This window comes from Pseudarthrobacter sp. R1, from assembly GCF_024494415.1.
Taxonomy (GTDB): domain Bacteria; phylum Actinomycetota; class Actinomycetes; order Actinomycetales; family Micrococcaceae; genus Arthrobacter.
Genome location: NZ_JAMKFI010000007.1, coordinates 454,942 through 473,115 on the forward strand (window position 1 = coordinate 454,942; position 18,174 = coordinate 473,115).

Genomic DNA, 18,174 nt, shown 5'->3' on the forward strand with positions numbered 1-18,174 from the left:
GCCTTAGCTTTCAGTAACGGAGGCTGACCTGGCGGACAGCGCAGCAATGATGTCCTGCAACTGTGCCACACCGGCAGCGCGGTCGGTCAGGTGCAGGCGAAGCACGGGACGGCCGTGCTCGCTCAGGACCTGGGCGTCACCGGCGGCCTGCGCGGCGATCAGTTCACCGAACGTGAAGGGTCGGTCCGGGATGGAAAGGTCTTCGGCCGAAGCAGCTGTGACCTGGAGGAACACACCGATGGCGGGGCCGCCCTTGTGGAACTGCCCGGTGGAGTGCAGGAACCGCGGCCCCCAGCCAAACGTGACCGGGCGGCCCGAGACGGCGGCAAGCTCGTCGCGGATGCCCTCAAGCTGCGCGAACGCCAGCCGGTCGAAGTAGGCCTGGACGCTCAAGTAGCTGTCCGGCTGGAGGGTTTCCAGCAATGCGCGGACTGCTTCCTCGGCCGTTGACGCACCGCCCAGCCAGTCGCCGCCGCGGACCTCGATGGCGCCGTCGACAAAAGCTGCGGGGGTAGGTTCCGGCTGGGCGTCCAGCAGGCCGCGTGCCGCCACCTTGGCTGCCTCAACGTCAGGCTGGTCGAACGGGTTGATTCCCAGCAGGCGCCCGGCGACAGACGTGGCGAACTCCCAGACCATCATCTGGGCGGCCAGCCCACCGGCGATGGCAACCTGGTTTTCACCGAGTTCGACGTCGGCATCCGGGGCTACCAGCCGGACCACCAGCACGTCCTCTGCCCCGGAGGTTACCTCGGGCGAGGAGGGTCCGGCCACGACCGGCAGGACGCCGGTGCCCAGCTTGCCCGTCGATTCTGCGATGAGCTGCTCGGCCCAGTCGGCGAAGCCGACAATGCCCGAGCCGTCCTCGGCAATAACGATCTTGTTGCGCAGCGGGGTGGTTCCGCCCAGCGCGGTTCCGAGTGCAAGGCCGATGTTCTCGGGTGCGTCGTCGTTCAGGACCTCGGCTGCCTCCTCGGCTTCATCCAGGAAGGCCTGGATGTCCACGCCGGCCAGGCCCGAGGGCACCAGGCCGAACGCGGTGAGCGCAGAGAAACGGCCGCCGACATTGGGGTCCGCGTTGAAGACGGCCCGGTAGCCGGCCTCACGGGAGGCCTTGTCCAGCGGGGAGCCCGGATCCGTCACGATGATGATGCGGCTGTTGGCGTCGATACCGGCGTCGTTGAACGCCTTCTCGAAGACCCTTCGCTGCGAATCCGTCTCTACGGTGGATCCGGACTTGGAAGAGACCACGATCGCGGTCTCCGCCAGCCGGTCCGCCAGGGCAGCACGGACCTGGTCCGGGTCCGTGCTGTCCAGCACAGTCAGCTCGACGCCGGCGGTGCCCGCAATGACTTCCGGAGCCAGCGAGGACCCGCCCATGCCGCACAGCACGATGCGGGTAACCCCTTCGGCGCGGAGGGCGTCGCGGAGTTCCAGGATCTCCGCCACCAGCGGCTGGGAGACGGTGGCCGCCTCAACCCAGCCGAGGCGGACGGCAGACTCTGCTTCGGCGTCGGGACCCCACAGGGTGTGGTCCTTCGCGAAGATCCGGGTGGCGATGCGGTCCTCCACGAGGGCGGGGAGGTGCTGTTCCAGTGCCTGCTGTGCGGCACCTGTGGCTTCGTAGCTGAGTGTGCTCATTGTCGGTTAGGAAGCCTTCCGTGCAGAGGCGAGGGCGCCTTCGACGTCGCCGAGGAGTTCCTTCCAGCTGGCCACGAACTTGTCCAGGCCTTCGGATTCCAGGATTGCGACGACGTCGTTGTAGGAGATGCCGAGCTTCTCGAGCGCGTCCAGGGTGTTGTTGGCTTCGGTGTAGGTACCGGTGACGGTGTCCCCGGTGATGACACCGTGGTCGAAGGTGGCATCCAGGGTCTTCTCCGGCATGGTGTTCACCACGCCGGGAGCGACGAGCTCGGTGACGTAGAGGGTGTCCGGGTAGGCCGGATCCTTCACGCCGGTGGAAGCCCACAGGGGACGCTGGGGGAGTGCGCCGGCTTCGGCCAGCAGGGCCCAGCGTTCGGTGGAGAAGAGCTCTTCGTAGACCTGGTAGGCCAGGCGGGCGTTGGCCAGGCCGGCCTTGCCCTTGAGGGCCTTTGCCTCGTCCGTGCCCAGGGCGTCGAGGCGCTTGTCGATCTCGGAGTCCACGCGGGAAACGAAGAACGAGGCCACAGAGTGGATCTTCGACAGGTCATGGCCGTTTTCCTTGGCCTGTTCGAGGCCGGACTGGAAGGCGTTGATGACGGCGCGGTAGCGCTCAAGGGAGAAGATCAGGGTCACGTTGACGCTGATGCCCTCGGCCAGGGTGGCGGTGATTGCTTCGAGGCCTTCGAGGGTGGCCGGGATCTTGATCAGGACGTTGTCCTTGTTGACCCTTTTGTACAGGTGCTTGGCTTCGGCAATAGTGCCTGCCGTGTCCCAGGCCAGGCGGGGGTCAACCTCGATGGACACGCGGCCATCCACGCCCTTGGTTGCTGCTGCCACGGGCGCGAACAGGTCGCAGGCATCGGCGACGTCGGTGGTGGTGATTTCGAAGATGGTGTCCTCGACGCTGGCGCCGGCTGCTGCCTGCTTTGCGATCGTGGCGTCGTAGTCGGTGCCTGCGGTGATCGCGGCGTGGAAGATGGACGGGTTGGTGGTCACACCGACCACGTTCTTCTCTTCGATGAGCTTGGCCAGCGTTCCGGTTTCCAGGCGTCCGCGGGAAAGGTCATCGAGCCAGATGGAAACTCCGGCGTCGGAGAGCTGCTGGGTGGGAGTAGTCATTGTTCTATATCTCCTTGAAAATCGGGTTTTTCAGGCCTGGAGGCCTGCGAGGGAGTCCTTGGCCGCCGCAGCAACTGCTTCTGCGGTGATGCCGAACTCCTGGAAGAGGCGCTTGTAGTCCGCGGAAGCGCCGTAGTGCTCAAGGCTGACGGAACGGCCGGCGTCGCCGACGAATTCCTTCCAGCCCAGGGCCAGTCCTGCTTCGACGGACACACGGGCCTTGACGGCTGCGGGGAGCACTGACTCGCGGTAGGCGGCGTCCTGCTTGTTGAACCACTCAACGCAGGGCATCGAGACAACACGGGCGGCGATGCCTTCTGCCTGCAGGACTTCGCGGGCCTGGACGGCAAGCTGGACCTCAGAGCCGGTGCCGATCAGGATGACGTCGGCGGGGACGGTGGCGCCGTCCTTGGCGGCTTCGGCCAGCACGTAGCCGCCCTTGGCGACGCCGGCAACGGAACCGAAGGTGTCGCCGTCGGCCTCGCCCTCGCCGCGCTCCCAGGTGGGGATGTTCTGGCGGGTCAGCACGATGCCGGCCGGGTTGGCGTGGTTCTCCAGCATCGTCTTCCATGCCACGGCAACTTCGTTGGCGTCACCAGGGCGGACAACGTCCAGGCCCACGATGGCGCGCAGCGAGGCGAGCTGCTCCACCGGCTGGTGGGTGGGTCCGTCCTCGCCAAGGCCGATGGAGTCGTGCGTCCAGACGTACAGGGACGGAACACCCATCAGAGCGCCGAGGCGGATGGCGGGGCGCTGGTAGTCGCTGAAGATCAGGAACGTGCCGGAGAACGCGCGGGTCCGGCCGTGCAGGCTGATGCCGTTCACGATCGACGCGGCGGCGTGCTCGCGGATACCGAAGTGCAGGACACGGCCGTACGGGTTGCCCTTCCACGCGTCGGTCTGCTTGGACGCCGGAACGAACGACGGCGAGCCCTCGATGGTGGTGTTGTTCGACTCTGCGAGGTCGGCAGACCCGCCCCACAGTTCGGGCAGGACCGGGCCCAGGGCGTTCAGGACCTTGCCCGAGGCGGCGCGGGTGGAGACGTCCTTGCCGGCCGGGAAGACCGGAAGGGCTGCGTCAACATCGTTGGGCAGTTCCTTGGCCTCGATGCGCTGCAGCAGGGCCGCGCCTTCCGGGTTGGCTGCCTGCCAGGCGTTGAAGGACTCTTCCCACTCCTTGCGGGCGGCAGCACCGCGGTCCACGACGGCGCGGGCGTGGGCCAGGACGTCCTGGTCCACCTCGAAGGACTTGGCCGGGTCGAAGCCCAGGACCTCCTTCAGCGCTGCGACTTCCTCTGCACCAAGGGCCGAACCGTGGATCTTGCCGGTGTTCTGCTTCTTGGGGGCCGGGTAGCCGATGATGGTGCGCAGCGACACGATGGACGGCTTGGACGTTTCAGCCTTGGCCGCGAGGAGCGCCGAGTAGAGCTCCTGGACGTCTTCCTTGTACTCGCCGGTCTTGGTCCAGTCCACGCGCTGGACGTGCCAGCCGTAGGCTTCGTAGCGCTTCAGGACATCCTCGGTGAACGCGATGTCGGTATCGTCCTCGATGGAGATGTGGTTCTCATCGTAGACAACAACGAGGTTGCCCAGTTCCTGGTGGCCGGCCAGCGAGGAAGCCTCGGCCGTCACGCCTTCCTGGAGGTCGCCGTCGGAAGCAATAACCCAGATGGTGTGGTCGAACGGGCTCGTGCCCGGGGCTGCGTCGGCGTCGAAGAGGCCGCGCATCCGGCGCTGGGAGTAGGCAAAGCCGACGGAGGATGCCAGGCCCTGGCCCAGCGGGCCGGTGGTGATCTCCACGCCGGCAGTGTGCTTGTACTCGGGGTGGCCCGGGGTCAGTGAACCCCACGTGCGCAGCGCCTCCAGGTCCTTCAGCTCCAAGCCGTAACCGGAAAGGAACAGCTGGATGTAAAGGGTGAGCGAGGTGTGGCCCGGGGACAGGACAAAGCGGTCACGGCCCAGCCAGTCAGGATTCCGCGGATCGTGCCGCATCAGCTTCTGGAAAAGGAGGTACGCCGCCGGCGCCAGGCTCATCGCCGTTCCCGGGTGGCCGTTGCCCACCTTCTCCACGGCATCCGCTGCAAGCACACGGATGGTATCCACCGCGCGCTCGTCCAGGCTGGTCCAAGACAGTTCTTGCTCTTCCAAATGTGGCACGAAAACCGGGCCCCTCTCTGTGCTGATGGCAGATGGCACACCGGATCCGTTTGGAGGCACGCTGTGGCGCCCGCTGCGGTGTGTACCAGCCGTTCACCATCGAAACGTTGATCTTTCACTCAGCCACTGGCCAGTCCGGGAATGCGTTTTCCACCGCTTCCTTGCTGCGTGCTGATCTGGTGACAGCTTAGCTCTATTCCACTCTGCGGGCGGCCGAAATCTCACGTTTTGGACGCAATTTCGGCTTATATGAATCCTTCTGAAGTGAGGTTGAGTTAATCTGCTCGAATCGATGCGCGAGCGATCACCAGCACCAAATGACGGGCCGTTGGAAGGGAGCCGGCACGGTATGATATTTGGAGGCCAGCGCCGGGTGGCGGACCTTTTTAGCTCCCGCGACTCCCGGCCATGGCGAGGATCGGTGATTACGGTTCCGCCGGCGCCTCGACGGGCGGGCCTCATGACACAGCTGGACAGCCAGACAGAACTGCCAACAGAACGGGTGACTGCCACCGTGAGCACAACAGATACGCCGCTGAACGCATCCCGGGCAACAAGCGCCGGGATTGCCCGTAAGGCCAAGGCGTATCTTGCCCTCACCAAGCCCCGCGTGATTGAGCTGCTCCTCGTGAGCACCCTTCCCACCATGATCTATGCGGAGCGCGGCTTCCCCTCGATCGGGCTCATCCTCGCCACGCTGGTGGGCGGCGCCTTCGCCGAGAGAGGTGTAAAAGAGTTCAACTGCTACATCGACCGCGACATCGACAAGCTGATGCACCGGACCGAAAACCGTCCGTTGGTCACCGGTGAGGTGACGCCCCGCGAAGCGCTGGTCTTCTCCTGGCTCCTGGGCGCGGCCGCCATCGCCATCCTCTGGTTCGGAGCCAATCCGCTGTCCGCCTGGCTGGGGCTGGGGGCCATCTTCTTCTATGTGGTGATCTACACGATCATCCTTAAGCGGCGTACCGCGCAGAATATCGTGTGGGGCGGCGCTGCAGGCTGCTTCCCGGTGCTGATTGCCTGGGCGGCTGTCACCAACTCGGTGGAATGGCCGGCCGTGATTCTCTTTATGGTGATCTTCCTCTGGACGCCTCCGCACTACTGGCCCCTGTCCATGCGCTACGGCGAGGACTACCGCAACGCCAAGGTCCCCATGCTCGGAGCCATCGCCGGCGCCAAAGTGGTCTCCGTTCAGGTGGTCCTGTACGCGTGGGCCATGGTGGCCTGCTCATTGCTGATGATTCCCGCCGGCGGAGCGGGCTGGGTCTACACGGCCACCGCCGTCCTGGCAGGCGCCTGGTTCCTCTACGAGTCCCATTCCCTGTACAACCGGGCCCAGCGCGAGGACATCTCCGACAAGCGGGCCATGAAGGTCTTCCACGGCTCCATCAGCTACCTCACCCTGCTTTTCATTGCCCTGGCGGTTGATCCGTTCATCGGGCCGGCGGTCATGGCTGGCTAAAGACGCCGTGCTGCCGCACATCAAGCCTCTCCCGCTTCCGCCGGGGGAGGCTTGTCCCGTTAAGGAGTCCGGTAAGTGTGGAAAGCAGCAGGGGGAACACTTGACATCTCATATGACAGATATGTCATATTGCTCACTTTAGTCTGTCACCGTTCGTGACGCCCTGGTTACTCTGGGAAGGATCCTGCCCGCGAACAAAGGAAAATCCATGGCACCGGCACCTGATCCCTCTACTGTCCCAGCCGCAATCCACAGTCCGCCGCCGTCCGGAAGGGGTGGCAGGAAACGCCGGCGTCCGGGCGTCTTCAGCCATCCCGGGGCCGACGTCCCGGCTTCACTGGTGGTGTTCCTCGTTGCACTGCCGCTCTCGCTGGGCATCGCCGCAGCGTCCGGCGCGCCCATCATGGCCGGACTCATTGCCGCCGCCGTGGGCGGCATCGTAGCGGGCAGCCTGGGCGGGTCACCCCTTCAGGTGAGCGGCCCCGCCGCGGGCCTCACCGTCGTCGTCGCCGGGCTCGTCCAGGAGTTCGGCTGGCAGGTCACGTGCGCAATTACCGCAGCTGCCGGCGTCGTGCAGCTGCTGCTTGGCATCAGCCGGGTGGGGCGGGCAGCGCTGGCCGTCTCTCCCGTGGTGGTCAAAGCGATGCTGGCCGGCATCGGCATCACCATCATCCTGCAGCAGGTCCGGGTCCTGCTCGGTGGCCAGCCGGCCGGCTCCGCCCTCGACAACCTGATGGCGCTGCCTGCAGCCATCACCAACGTTGAACTGCACGCCGCACTGCTTGGGCTGACCGTCGTGGCGATCCTCCTTGCCTGGAAGCACCTTCCGGCTGCGGTGCGGCGCATCCCCGGGCCACTGGCTGCCGTCGCCGCCGGCACCGCACTCGCTGTCGCCTTTGCCCCAGGAGTTGAGCGGATCTCCTTCACAGGGTCAATTGTCGACGCCGTCGCGTTGCCTCAGCTGCCGGAAGGCAACTGGCGTGCCGTCGCCTTCGCCGTCATTTCGATGGCACTTATTGCCAGCATTGAATCGCTGCTGTCCGCCGTCGCCGTGGACAAGATGCAGAGCGGCCCCCGCACCAACCTGAACCGGGAGCTGGTGGGCCAGGGCGCGGCCAACATTGTTTCCGGGTCGCTCGGCGGGCTGCCGGTAACGGGAGTTATCGTCCGCAGCGCCACCAACGTGGAGGCCGGCGCGGCAACCCGCCTGTCCGCCGTCCTGCACGGCGTGTGGGTCCTGGCTTTCTCCGCCCTGTTCGCCGGACTGATCCAGCTGATCCCGCTGTCCGTCCTGGCCGGCCTGCTGGTGATGATCGGCGCGCGCCTGATCAAGGTGGCGGACATCAGGACGAGCCTCCGCACGGGGGATCTCCTGATCTACGCGGTGACACTCCTCTGTGTTGTGTTCCTGAACCTCCTCGAGGGCGTCATGATCGGGCTGGCTCTGGCGGCGGCCAGCGTGCTGTGGCGTGTGCTGCGGGCAGCAGTGCAGTCCCATCGGCCCGCCTCGCCGTCGGACCCCTGGCGGGTCACCATCGGCGGGTCCTGCAGCTTCTTTGCCCTGCCGAAACTCAACCGCGTCCTGCATGCCGTTCCTGCCGGAGTGAATGTGGTGGTGGAGTTGAATGCGGACTACGTGGACCACGCCTTCCGCGAGGCCCTGCTCGCCTGGCAGCAGCAGCATGAGGCGGCCGGCGGGACAGTCTCCCTCGAGGAACACGGAAACACGCTGTTCCAGGACGCGGCAGATCAGGCGCCAAAACGCCAGGAAGCACGGGAGCTTCCGCTGCCCCCAAGGGCCTTCTGGCAAGACCCTGCAGGTTCGCAGCACCCGGGAAGTGAAGCCGGGGACCACGTGGGGGAAGGCCCGCGTCCGCTGCAACCGCTCCTGCTGGGCATCGACAAGTATCACCGCCGCTTCGCGGACCAGGTCCGTCCGCTGGTCCAGGATCTGGCGAACAGCCAGAACCCGGACACCCTGTTTGTGGCCTGTGTGGACTCGCGGGTGAACCCGAACCTGATTACCAGCAGCGGCCCGGGTGACCTGCTGACCCTGCGGAACATCGGCAACGTGGTGTGCCACGACGGCCAGGATGCCTCGATCGACTCAGCCCTGTCCTTCGCCGTGAAAGGCTTGGCCGTGGAGTCGATCGTCATCTGCGGGCACTCCAACTGCGGTGCCATGAAAGCCCTGATCGACGACGCCACTGCCAAGGGAAATCCTTCCCTTGGTGCCGGGTTCGACGCCTGGCTGAACCACGCACGGCCAAGCTACCGGAAGCTGTTGGCGGATCATCCGGTGGCAGTGGCTGCCGCTGCAGCCGGCTTCAGCCGGCAGGACCAGTTGGCGATGGTTAATGTGGCCGTGCAGCTGGGCAAGCTGGAAAACCACCCGGTGGTGGGCCCGGCACTTGCCCGTGGCAGCGTACAGGCCACGGGCCTGTTCTACGACATCGCCACGGCCCGGGTGTTGCTGGTTGAACCGGCCGGCATCCAGTTCCTCGACCCTGCCCAGGCGCCACGCAGGCCCGCCCCCGCAGGGACGCCTGCAGGCTGACCAGGAGGAAGCAGGCCTGCCGCCAGTGCCAAGCGCCACGGTTCGGAAGGAACCGGGGCGCTTGGCATTTCAGATTGGGAAGCGGGAGGAACTACGCCACGGGGCTGGACCGGGCGATGTCCCAGGCGTTGGTTGCAGCCACCATCAGCAAAGCGGCCCCCAGCATATGGGCGGCGACCAGCAGTGCGGGAATGCCGTTGTAGTACTGGGTGAAGCCGATGACGGCCTGAAGGAGCGTCACACCCAGCAGACCCAGGACGGCGGTGCGGAAGGACCCCTTGATCCGGCGCAGGAAAACCAGCGCGAGTGCCACCAGGGTTCCAGCGGTGATGAGGTAGGCGGGAACGGCGTGGATGTGGGAGAACAGGTCCCAGTCCAGCCCGTTCCGGGGAGCGTCGGCGTCGCCTGCGTGCGGACCTGCCCCCGTCACCACCACGCCCAGCATCACGGCAAGCGCGGAGAAAAGCGCGACGGCGGCCGTCACCGGCCGCATGACTCCCGGCAGTGCGGCATGGGAGACGGTTTGGAACCGTCCCGTCCGGCCAAAGGCACGGTTCACCAGCAGCGTGGCGAACACCACCAGCGCCATGGAGACCAGGAAGTGCAGGCCCACCACCCAGGGGTTGAGGTTGGTCAGCACGGTGATGCCGCCGATCACGGCCTGGGCCGGGATGCTGGCCAGCAGCCCCAGTGCCAGCAGGAAAAGGTCCCGGCGCTCCTTGCGCAGGTTCCACAGGTACACCAGCATCAAGGCTGCGACGGCGGCAAGGGCGAAGGTGAGGAGCCGGTTGCCGAACTCGATGAACCCGTGGATGCCCATTTCCGGCGTGTTCACCAGGGACGTGTCCGTGCAGCGCGGCCACGTGGGACAGCCCAGGCCGGATGCCGTCAGCCGCACGGCGCCGCCGGTGACCACCAGGAGGGTCTGGCCGATCAGGGAGGCAACCGCCAGGCGGCGGACCCGGACGTCCACGGTGCGGGGCAGCCGGGACGACAGGCGGTTAACAAACTGGGGGAGGCGTGCGGCCGTGCTCACGGATATCTCAATTCCACTTGAACCAACGGATGGCTGCTGCCCCGGCAATGACGGTCCATAGCAGCAGGATGAGGGTGGCGCCGCCATTCAGCACGCCGGTAAGGAAAGCCTCCCGCAGGGATTCACCCAGCGCGCCGGAGGGCAGGAACTCCACCATTGCCTGGGCACCGGCAGGCAGGCGTTCTGCCGGGAGGACAATTCCGCCCAGGGCGCCCAGCAGGATCCAGAGCAGGTTGGTGATGGCGAGCGTGGCTTCAGGCCGGACGGTCCCGGCCACCAGCAGGCCCAGTGCGGTAAAGGCGGCGGCGCCCAGGGCCAGGAGGAACAGGCCGGGAATCCAGGCGGCTGCCTGTGGCTGCCATCCCAATGACAGGGCCACCACAGTGACCACAACCACCTGCAGGCAGAGGACGGCCAGGACCGAAAGCGCCTTGCCGGCGATCAGCCCCCCGCGTCCCAGGGGAGTGGTGGAAAGGAAACGCAGCACCCCATAGCGCCTGTCGAAGCCGGTGGCGATGCCCTGGCCCGTGAATGCCGTGGACATGGCGCACAGGGCCAGGATCCCGGGTACGGCAACGTCAATGCGGCTGGCCCCCATCCCGTCCAGGAACGGCGTCACGGTCAGGCCAACAAGCGCCAGGAGCGGCAGCACCACTGCCAGGATCAGCTGCTCGCCGTTCCGGAGCATGGCCAGAGACTCGTACTTGCCCTGCAGCAGAACGCGGCGCAGCAGGGAAGCAGGATCCTGCCGGCCCGAAACGCCGCCCAGGGTGGTGCTTGGAGCATCGCCTGGAGTGGCACCGGCAGCGCCCGATGCTGATCCGTTCATCGGATGTCCTTTCCCGAAATATCCAGAAAGACGTCTTCAAGGCTACGCGCCTGCAGAGTCATGGAAGCCGGCATGATGTCATGTGTCTCCCACCACCGCGCCAGTGCTGCGAGGTGGCCGGGAGTCAGGCTGCCCGTGACGGAGTAGCTGCCCGCGCGGGTCTCGGAGACGGCAATGCCGGCCGGCAGAAGCCCGGCGAAATCCAGCCCTGGATGGGCTTCAAACTCGAGCGTGCGAATGTGCTCGGCCCCCGTTTCCACGGCAGGACCGCGCTGGAGCAGTTCCTGGACCGTGCCCTCGGCCACGTTGCGGCCGCCGTCGATAATGTAAACGTAGTCGGCCAGCCGCTGGGCGTCGTCCATCAGGTGCGTGGTGAGGATGATGCCCATCCCGGCATCCCGCAGCTCGGAAATAAGGTTGAACACCAGCTGGCGGGACTGCGGATCCAGGCCGGCGCTGGGCTCGTCGAGGAACAGGACCTCCGGCCGGCCGATCAGCGCAGCGGCAAGGGCCAGGCGCTGCTTCTGCCCGCCGGAGAGCCGCCGGACGGTGGTCCGGCTGAACGCGCCGATGCCCAAACGCTCAACCAGGTCATCCAAAGGCCAGGGCTGGGCGTAGAGTCCGGCAATGTGCCGCAGCAAGGGAACAGGCCTGGACGACGGCGGCAGCCCGCCGTCCTGAAGCATCACGCCTACGCGGGAGCGCAGCTCGGCCCCTGCCGTTGCGGGGTCCTGGCCCAACAGGGAGATGGTGCCGCCGCTTCTTTTTTGAAGGCCTTGGGCGCATTCCAGCGTGGTGGTTTTCCCCGCACCGTTGGCGCCCAGGAGGGCGGTGACCTGGCCGCGCTCAGCGACGAGGGAGACCCCGCTCACCACCCGGAGCATTTTTCCGTCCAGGCTTGCAAGCGGGCCTACATCCTTAACTAGCCCGCTGATGGACAGAACCGGGGATTGGGGGGATCGCACCCGAATATTCTACGGGATGTAGTATTTTCCGACGTCCTTCGACGGCGCGGGAGGGACCTCCACGAGTTTTTGTCCACGTATGAGGACTTCCGCCGCGGGCAGGCCTGCATACCTGGATAAAACTCCGAAGGCCGGGTTGCTCAGGTCAGCCTGCCCTTACTGGAGCGAGGGAGTAAATTACGACATGATTGTGTTGTGTATTCCATGAGCAATGCTACTGCTGTGCCCTTTGCCGGGCACGGGGCCTCACAGGCTCCCGCAGACCGCGGCCCCCTGGCCGCCGGTCCGGTGGCTGACGCGGACGAGCGCACCCGCGACCGGGTCCTCTCGGCCGTCCTGGAACACGGACCCGTCAGCGCCGCTGAACTCGGCGACCTGCTGGGATTCACTCCGGCGGCGGTGCGCCGGCACCTGGACCATTTATCCCGTGCAGGCGTTATTGAAGTCAAGCGCGTGGCGAAGTCCGGCGCCGGGGCAGGCCGTCCCGCACGGCGCTATGTCCTCAGCTCCCAGGGCCAGTCGAGTCTCGGCAACGACTACCTGGGCATCGCAGCCCTCGCGCTCCAGCAGCTCCAGAAAGTTGCCGGGCCGGACGCAGTGCGGGCATTCGCCGTCGAGCGCTTCGCCGACATGGAACGCCGGTACGCCCCGGAAATCGAAAAGGCGGGCCCGGACATCACCGACCGCGCCAAAGCCCTGGCGGATGCCCTGAGCCGCGACAACTTCGTGGCCTCGGCAGCCTCCATCGAGGCCAAGCCCCCGCTCCCGGCGGCGCTCTCCAGCGTGCAGCTGTGCCAGGGCCACTGCCCCATCCAACAGCTCGCCGCCCGGTTCCCCGTGTTTTGCGACGTGGAGACCGAAGTGTTCTCGAGGCTGGTGGGTGTGGACGTGCGCCGCCTCTCCACACTGGCCCGCGGCGGGCACGTGTGCACCACCCATATACCCACAGGCAGGCTGTCTGCCCAAGGACCTCCGAGGTCCCCGGCAGCCCCCGCCAGCCTGAATGAAGTAAACAACCATCAGCAAGAAAGGCCGTGATGACGGACCAACTATCAGAGAAAGCGGTAGCCGAAAACACTGTGATCTCGGAGATTCTGGAAAAGAATCCCGAGCTTCACGGCATCGGCAACTACGAGTACGGATGGGCTGACAAGAACGACGTCGGCGCCAACGCACGCCGTGGGCTCAACGAAGAAGTGGTCCGGGACATTTCGGCCAAGAAGAGCGAGCCGGAGTGGATGCTTGACCTGCGCCTGAAGGGCCTGAAGTACTTCGACCGCAAGCCCATGCCCACGTGGGGTGCAGACCTCTCCGGCATCGACTTCGACAACATTAAGTACTTCGTCCGCTCCACGGAGAAGCAGGCTGCCACCTGGGAAGAGCTGCCCGAGGACATCAAGAACACCTACGACAAGCTGGGCATCCCCGAGGCCGAAAAGCAGCGCCTGGTTTCCGGTGTCGCCGCCCAGTACGAGTCCGAGGTGGTTTACCACCAGTTGCGTGAGGACCTGGAGCGGCAGGGTGTCATCTTCCTGGACACCGACACCGCCCTGAAGGAACACCCGGAGATCTTCCAGGAGTACTTCGGCACAGTGATCCCGGTGGGCGACAACAAGTTCGCTTCGCTGAACACCTCTGTCTGGTCCGGCGGCTCCTTCGTGTACGTGCCCAAGGGCGTCCACGTGGACATCCCGCTGCAGGCATACTTCCGCATCAACACCGAGAACATGGGCCAGTTCGAGCGGACCCTGATCATCGCGGACGAGGACTCCTACGTCCACTACATCGAAGGCTGCACGGCGCCGATCTACACTTCGGACTCCCTGCACTCTGCCGTGGTGGAGATCATCGTGAAGAAGGGCGCCCGCGTCCGCTACACCACCATCCAGAACTGGTCCAACAACGTGTACAACCTGGTGACCAAGCGCGCCATCTGCGAAGAGGGCGCCACCATGGAATGGGTCGATGGCAACATCGGCTCCAAGGTCACCATGAAGTACCCGGCCGTTTACCTCGTGGGGGAGCACGCCAAGGGCGAAACCCTGTCCATCGCTTTCGCCGGCGAGGGCCAGCACCAGGACACCGGGTCCAAGATGGTGCACATTGCGCCGAACACCAAGAGCTCCATCATTTCCAAGTCGGTGGCCCGCGGCGGCGGCCGTGCAGCGTACCGCGGCCTGGTGCAGGTCCGCGAAGGTGCCAAGCACTCCGCCAACACCGTCCGCTGTGACGCTCTGCTGGTTGATACCATCAGCCGCTCGGACACCTACCCGTACATCGACATCCGCGAGGACGACGTTGTGATGGGCCACGAGGCAACTGTTTCCCGGGTCAGCGAAGAGCAGCTCTTCTACCTGATGTCCCGCGGCATGCGCGAAGACGAAGCCATGGCGATGATCGTCCGCGGCTTCATCGAGCCCATCGCCCGCGAGCTCCCCATGGAGTACGCACTTGAGCTGAACCGCCTGATTGAACTGCAGATGGAAGGGTCCGTCGGATAACGATGACTGAAATCACTACTGAAAAGGCACGCATCGGCGCGCCCTCAGCCCAGCCGTTCATCGACGGCTTCACCGAAGAAGGCGAGAGCCTCTCGCCGATCAATGCCGGCTCCAAGGCACCTCTTGCGGGTGCTTCGGCCAAGAGCCACTCCCACGGCGGCGGCGTCGGCATCCCGGACAGCTCACGCGCCGGCCGGCTGACCTCCTACAAGCTTGCCGACTTCAAGCCCCTCACCGGCATGGAGGAAGACTGGCGCTTCACCCCGCTGAAGCGCCTCCGCGGCCTGCACTCCGAGGTCCTTGCCGGCGCGGCACCCACCGTGGTGGTCACCGGTCCCGAGCAGGTCACCGTGGAAAGCGTCAACCGCGACGACCAGCGGATCGGTACCGCCGGTATCCCCGAGGACCGCGTGTCAGCCAATGCCTGGGAAAACTTCGCCGGAGCCACCGTCGTCACCATCCCGGCTGAGTTCGAAGCCCTGACGGAGATCTCCGTGGACATCGAAGGCACGTCCCTCGAGGCAGCCGCCCAGCACCTCGTGATCGTGGCCGAAAAGTTCTCCAAGGCAGTTGTGGTCCTGAACCACAGGGGATCCGCCGTTGTATCGGAAAACGTTGAGATCATCGTGGAAGACGGCGCCAGCCTGACGGTTGTCTCCCTCCAGGAATGGAACGACGACGCCGTCCACGCCTCCTCCCAGCAGGCAAAGATCGGCCGCGACGCCAAGCTCAAGCACGTCATGGTCAGCCTCGGCGGGGACCTGGTCCGCGTCACGCCGTCGGCACGCTTCACCGCCCCCGGCGGAGAAGCCGAGCTGTTCGGCCTGTACTTCGCCGACGCCGGCCAGCACCTGGAGCAGCGCCTGTTCGTTGACCACGCAGTGCCCAACTGCAAGTCCAACGTGCTCTACAAGGGCGCACTGCAGGGCCGCAATGCCCACGCCGTCTGGGTTGGTGACGTCCTGATCCGCAAGGAAGCAGAGGGCACCGACACCTACGAGGCCAACCGCAACCTGCTGCTGACCGACGGCGCCCGCGCCGATTCCGTGCCCAACCTCGAAATCGAGACCGGACTTATCGAGGGTGCCGGCCACGCCGGGGCCGCCGGCCGGATGGATGACGAGCACCTCTTTTACCTGATGGCCCGCGGCATCCCGGAATCGGTTGCCCGCCGCCTCGTGGTCCGCGGCTTCCTGAACGAGATCATCCAGCAGATCAAGGTCCCCTCCATCGAGGAGCGGCTGACCGAGGCTGTTGAGCATGAACTCGCACTGACGGACAACTAGAGGTAACGGGGCACGGGCTTAAAGATGACTGACCAGCCAAAGGGCGAGCTTGTCTGCAAGGTGGATGAAATCCAGCTGAAGCAGGCACTGCGGATCCTGATCGACGACTACCCTGTGGCGATCGTGAAGGACTCCATGGGGGAAATCCACGCAATCGGTGACACCTGCTCGCACGCGGACATTTCCCTGTCCGAGGGCGAAGTGGAGGGCTGCGCCATCGAATGCTGGGGCCACGGCTCCCAGTTCGACCTGCGCAGCGGGGAACCGCTGCAGCTGCCGGCCTATGATCCCGTTCCGGTGTTCGCCGTCGAGATCCGGGGTGATGAGGTCTATGTGGACTTCACCAACATCCTCAACGGCGCCGAAGCCCCCAACTTCAGCTAGCACCACAGAATTACGAACCAACTTCCAGACAGAGACCGCACCGCAGCCGCCAGGCACGGTGCAGAGGAGAACAAGACACATGTCTACTCTTGAGATTAAGGACCTGCACGTCAGCATTGAGACGGAGCAGGGCACCAAGGAAATCCTGAAGGGCGTCAGCCTGACCATCCGGACCGGCGAAACCCACGCCATCATGGGCCCCAACGGCTCCGGCAAGTCCACGCTGGCCTCCACCATCGCAGGCCACCCCCGCTACAACGTCACCAGTGGCTCCATCACCCTTGACGGCGAAGACGTCCTGGAGATGAGCGTTGACGAGCGCGCCCGCGCCGGTGTCTTCCTGGCCATGCAGTACCCGGTGGAGGTCCCCGGCGTCAGCATGACCAACTTCCTGCGCACGGCCAAGACCGCTATCGACGGTGAAGCCCCCAAGCTGCGCACCTGGACCAAGGACGTCAAGGCTGCCATGGAGCAGCTCCGCATCGACGCCGATTTCGCACAGCGCAACGTGAACGAAGGCTTCTCCGGCGGCGAGAAGAAGCGCGTGGAAATCCTGCAGCTGGAACTCTTCAAGCCCAAGTTCGCCATCCTGGACGAGACCGACTCCGGCCTGGACGTTGACGCGCTGAAGGTTGTGTCCGAGGGTGTTAACCGTGCCCACGCCGAAGGCAAGATGGGCACGCTGCTCATCACCCACTACACGCGGATCCTGCGCTACATCAAGCCTGACTTCGTGCACGTGTTCGTGGACGGCCAGGTTGTTGAGGAAGGCGGCCCCGAGCTGGCCGACCGCCTGGAAGAAGAAGGCTACGACCGCTACGCGAAGGGCGCCGGCGCCGCCGCTGCACCCGTCGCCGCACAGGCCTAGTAAGGACTTTCGCCATGACCGAAATCGACGCGTCCCGTACGAGCCTTGAGGACATCGAAGAGGCGCTGAAGGATGTCATCGACCCCGAGCTCGGCGTCAACATTGTGGACCTCGGCCTGCTCTACGGCCTGAAGTACTCCGATGACGACGGCGCGCTGCTGATCGACATGACACTGACCACCGCCGCCTGCCCGCTCACCGATGTCCTCGAGGAGCAGGTGGGCCAGGCCCTGGACGGCGTTGTTGACGACTGGCGCCTGAACTGGGTCTGGATGCCGCCATGGGGTCCGGAACGGATCACCGACGACGGCAAGGACCAGATGCGGGCCCTCGGCTTCAACATCTAGATAAGGTACGACGACGGCCGGTTACCTTCCCCGCGGAAGGTAACCGGCCGTCGTCGTTCCCACCGGCCCCTACCGGTGGGGGCCCACTCAAAGCGTGGGCGCGGAGAAGGTGTCGCACTGGTTGATGTCGCCGGTTTCGTAGCCCTTGTAGAACCACCGCTGGCGCTGCTCGCTGGATCCGTGCGTCCAGGCTTCGGGGGAGACCCGGCCGGTTGCTGCCTCCTGGATCCGGTCGTCGCCGACGGCCGAAGCGGCGGACAGTGCGTCGTTCAGGTCCTGCTGGGTGAGCGTCTCCAGGAACGGCTCGCCTGCCGGGCCGGGCTGGGTTGAGGCGTGTTTGGCCCACAGCCCCGCGTAGCAGTCGGCCTGAAGCTCAACGCGGACAGCGCCGGACTCGGGGCCCTGCGGGTCCTGCTGTGCCTGGTCCAGGTTCCCGAGCACGTTCTGGATGTGGTGCCCGAACTCGTGGGCCACCACATACTCCTGCGCCAGCGGACCGCCTGAGGAGCCGAACCGGTCCACGAGCTCCTGGAAGAAGCCGGGATCGAAGTAGGCGGTGGTGTCGGCCGGGCAGTAGAACGGGCCAACAGCGCTGGAAGCCGCGCCGCAACCCGTGTTGACCCCCTGCTCGAAGATCACTGTGGTCGGCCGCGGGTACTGCACGTTGTACTGCTGCAGATAGGCGGGCCAGAACGCGTTCAGGCTGTTCACGGTGCCGGTGATGCGGCAGTCCACGCGGGCATCAGCATCCGACCCCCTATCGCAGGCCGGGGCGGTGCCCTGGCTTTGCGGGGCCTGGCCTGCTCCTGCCAGTCCTTCGAGCAACTGCGGGTTGACGCCCAGGAGCGCGGCGATGAGCAGGATGAGCCCGCCACCGATGCCACCGCCGACCTTTGCTCCGCGGCCCATGCCGCGCCGGTCCTGGACCTGCGAAGGATCCAGCTGCACATTGTCGTTGAAACTCATAAAGTCACATTACCCGCGGACCCGAAGCTCAATCCGGTGCCGGCCGGTAAAGTTGA

General features: G+C 65.6%; 15 protein-coding genes. 8 read left to right on the top strand and 7 right to left on the bottom strand.

The genetic code is table 11. The features are described from left to right. Window positions 1-3: 3 nt before the first annotated feature. From M8J71_RS09925 to tkt, 3 genes are read right to left on the bottom strand one after another with little or no spacing between them, the layout of a single operon-like run. A complete protein-coding gene (locus M8J71_RS09925; RefSeq protein WP_256247738.1) occupies window positions 4-1,638 on the bottom strand; it encodes a glucose-6-phosphate isomerase in 1,635 nt (544 codons plus the stop codon). 6 nt (window positions 1,639-1,644) lie between these two features. Further along, window positions 1,645-2,760 (bottom strand): transaldolase, encoded by a 1,116-nt coding sequence (tal, locus tag M8J71_RS09930; protein ID WP_256247739.1) that lies wholly within the window; start codon window positions 2,758-2,760, stop codon window positions 1,645-1,647. Window positions 2,761-2,790: 30 nt separating this feature from the next. After that, window positions 2,791-4,908 carry a transketolase gene (gene tkt / locus M8J71_RS09935; protein WP_256247880.1) on the bottom strand — a complete coding sequence of 706 codons (2,118 nt, stop codon included), beginning with the start codon at window positions 4,906-4,908 and terminating at the stop codon, window positions 2,791-2,793. 511 nt (window positions 4,909-5,419) lie between these two features. Here tkt and M8J71_RS09940 point away from each other — a divergent pair. Both M8J71_RS09940 and M8J71_RS09945 read left to right on the top strand, forming a co-directional pair. Then, window positions 5,420-6,379, top strand: coding sequence for a heme o synthase (locus M8J71_RS09940; RefSeq protein WP_256247881.1), 960 nt, complete (start codon window positions 5,420-5,422; stop codon window positions 6,377-6,379). A 208-nt stretch (window positions 6,380-6,587) separates the two neighbouring features. Beyond that, window positions 6,588-8,936, top strand: a complete 2,349-nt coding sequence (locus tag M8J71_RS09945) for a SulP family inorganic anion transporter (protein ID WP_256247740.1) — start codon at window positions 6,588-6,590, stop codon at window positions 8,934-8,936. Window positions 8,937-9,027: 91 nt separating this feature from the next. Here the strand turns inward: M8J71_RS09945 and M8J71_RS09950 are convergent, their stop codons facing one another. The 3 genes from M8J71_RS09950 to M8J71_RS09960 are packed head-to-tail and all read right to left on the bottom strand — an operon-like array spanning window position 9,028 to window position 11,766. Continuing rightward, window positions 9,028-9,972 (bottom strand): COX15/CtaA family protein, encoded by a 945-nt coding sequence (locus M8J71_RS09950; RefSeq protein WP_256247741.1) that lies wholly within the window; start codon window positions 9,970-9,972, stop codon window positions 9,028-9,030. Window positions 9,973-9,979: 7 nt separating this feature from the next. Next, window positions 9,980-10,801, bottom strand: coding sequence for an ABC transporter permease (locus M8J71_RS09955; protein WP_256247742.1), 822 nt, complete (start codon window positions 10,799-10,801; stop codon window positions 9,980-9,982). Continuing rightward, window positions 10,798-11,766 carry an ABC transporter ATP-binding protein gene (locus M8J71_RS09960; RefSeq protein WP_256247743.1) on the bottom strand — a complete coding sequence of 323 codons (969 nt, stop codon included), beginning with the start codon at window positions 11,764-11,766 and terminating at the stop codon, window positions 10,798-10,800. The genes M8J71_RS09955 and M8J71_RS09960 overlap by 4 nt, the downstream gene beginning before the upstream one ends. Window positions 11,767-11,970: 204 nt before the next feature. On the opposite strand from M8J71_RS09960, the gene M8J71_RS09965 reads away from it, so the two are divergent. The 6 genes from M8J71_RS09965 to M8J71_RS09990 all read left to right on the top strand — a co-directional run bounded on the left by M8J71_RS09965 (window position 11,971) and on the right by M8J71_RS09990 (window position 17,152). Continuing rightward, entirely contained in the window at window positions 11,971-12,804 is an 834-nt protein-coding gene (locus M8J71_RS09965; RefSeq protein WP_256247744.1) for a helix-turn-helix transcriptional regulator, read from the top strand. Continuing rightward, complete coding sequence (gene sufB, locus M8J71_RS09970) at window positions 12,804-14,267, top strand: Fe-S cluster assembly protein SufB (protein ID WP_256247745.1); 1,464 nt, start codon at window positions 12,804-12,806, stop codon at window positions 14,265-14,267. The genes M8J71_RS09965 and sufB overlap by 1 nt, the downstream gene beginning before the upstream one ends. 2 nt (window positions 14,268-14,269) lie before the next feature. Next, entirely contained in the window at window positions 14,270-15,553 is a 1,284-nt protein-coding gene (gene sufD, locus M8J71_RS09975) for a Fe-S cluster assembly protein SufD (RefSeq protein ID WP_256247746.1), read from the top strand. 24 nt (window positions 15,554-15,577) lie between these two features. Next, window positions 15,578-15,937, top strand: a complete 360-nt coding sequence (locus tag M8J71_RS09980) for a non-heme iron oxygenase ferredoxin subunit (protein WP_163163562.1) — start codon at window positions 15,578-15,580, stop codon at window positions 15,935-15,937. Between the two features lie 79 nt (window positions 15,938-16,016). Next, complete coding sequence (gene sufC, locus M8J71_RS09985; RefSeq protein WP_163163564.1) at window positions 16,017-16,805, top strand: Fe-S cluster assembly ATPase SufC; 789 nt, start codon at window positions 16,017-16,019, stop codon at window positions 16,803-16,805. A gap of 14 nt (window positions 16,806-16,819) precedes the next feature. After that, a complete protein-coding gene (locus tag M8J71_RS09990; protein ID WP_163163566.1) occupies window positions 16,820-17,152 on the top strand; it encodes a metal-sulfur cluster assembly factor in 333 nt (110 codons plus the stop codon). A gap of 87 nt (window positions 17,153-17,239) precedes the next feature. Here the strand turns inward: M8J71_RS09990 and ypfJ are convergent, their stop codons facing one another. Further along, window positions 17,240-18,118: a KPN_02809 family neutral zinc metallopeptidase gene (ypfJ, locus tag M8J71_RS09995; protein WP_256247747.1), complete on the bottom strand. Its 879-nt coding sequence runs from the start codon at window positions 18,116-18,118 to the stop codon at window positions 17,240-17,242. Window positions 18,119-18,174: the final 56 nt, after the last annotated feature.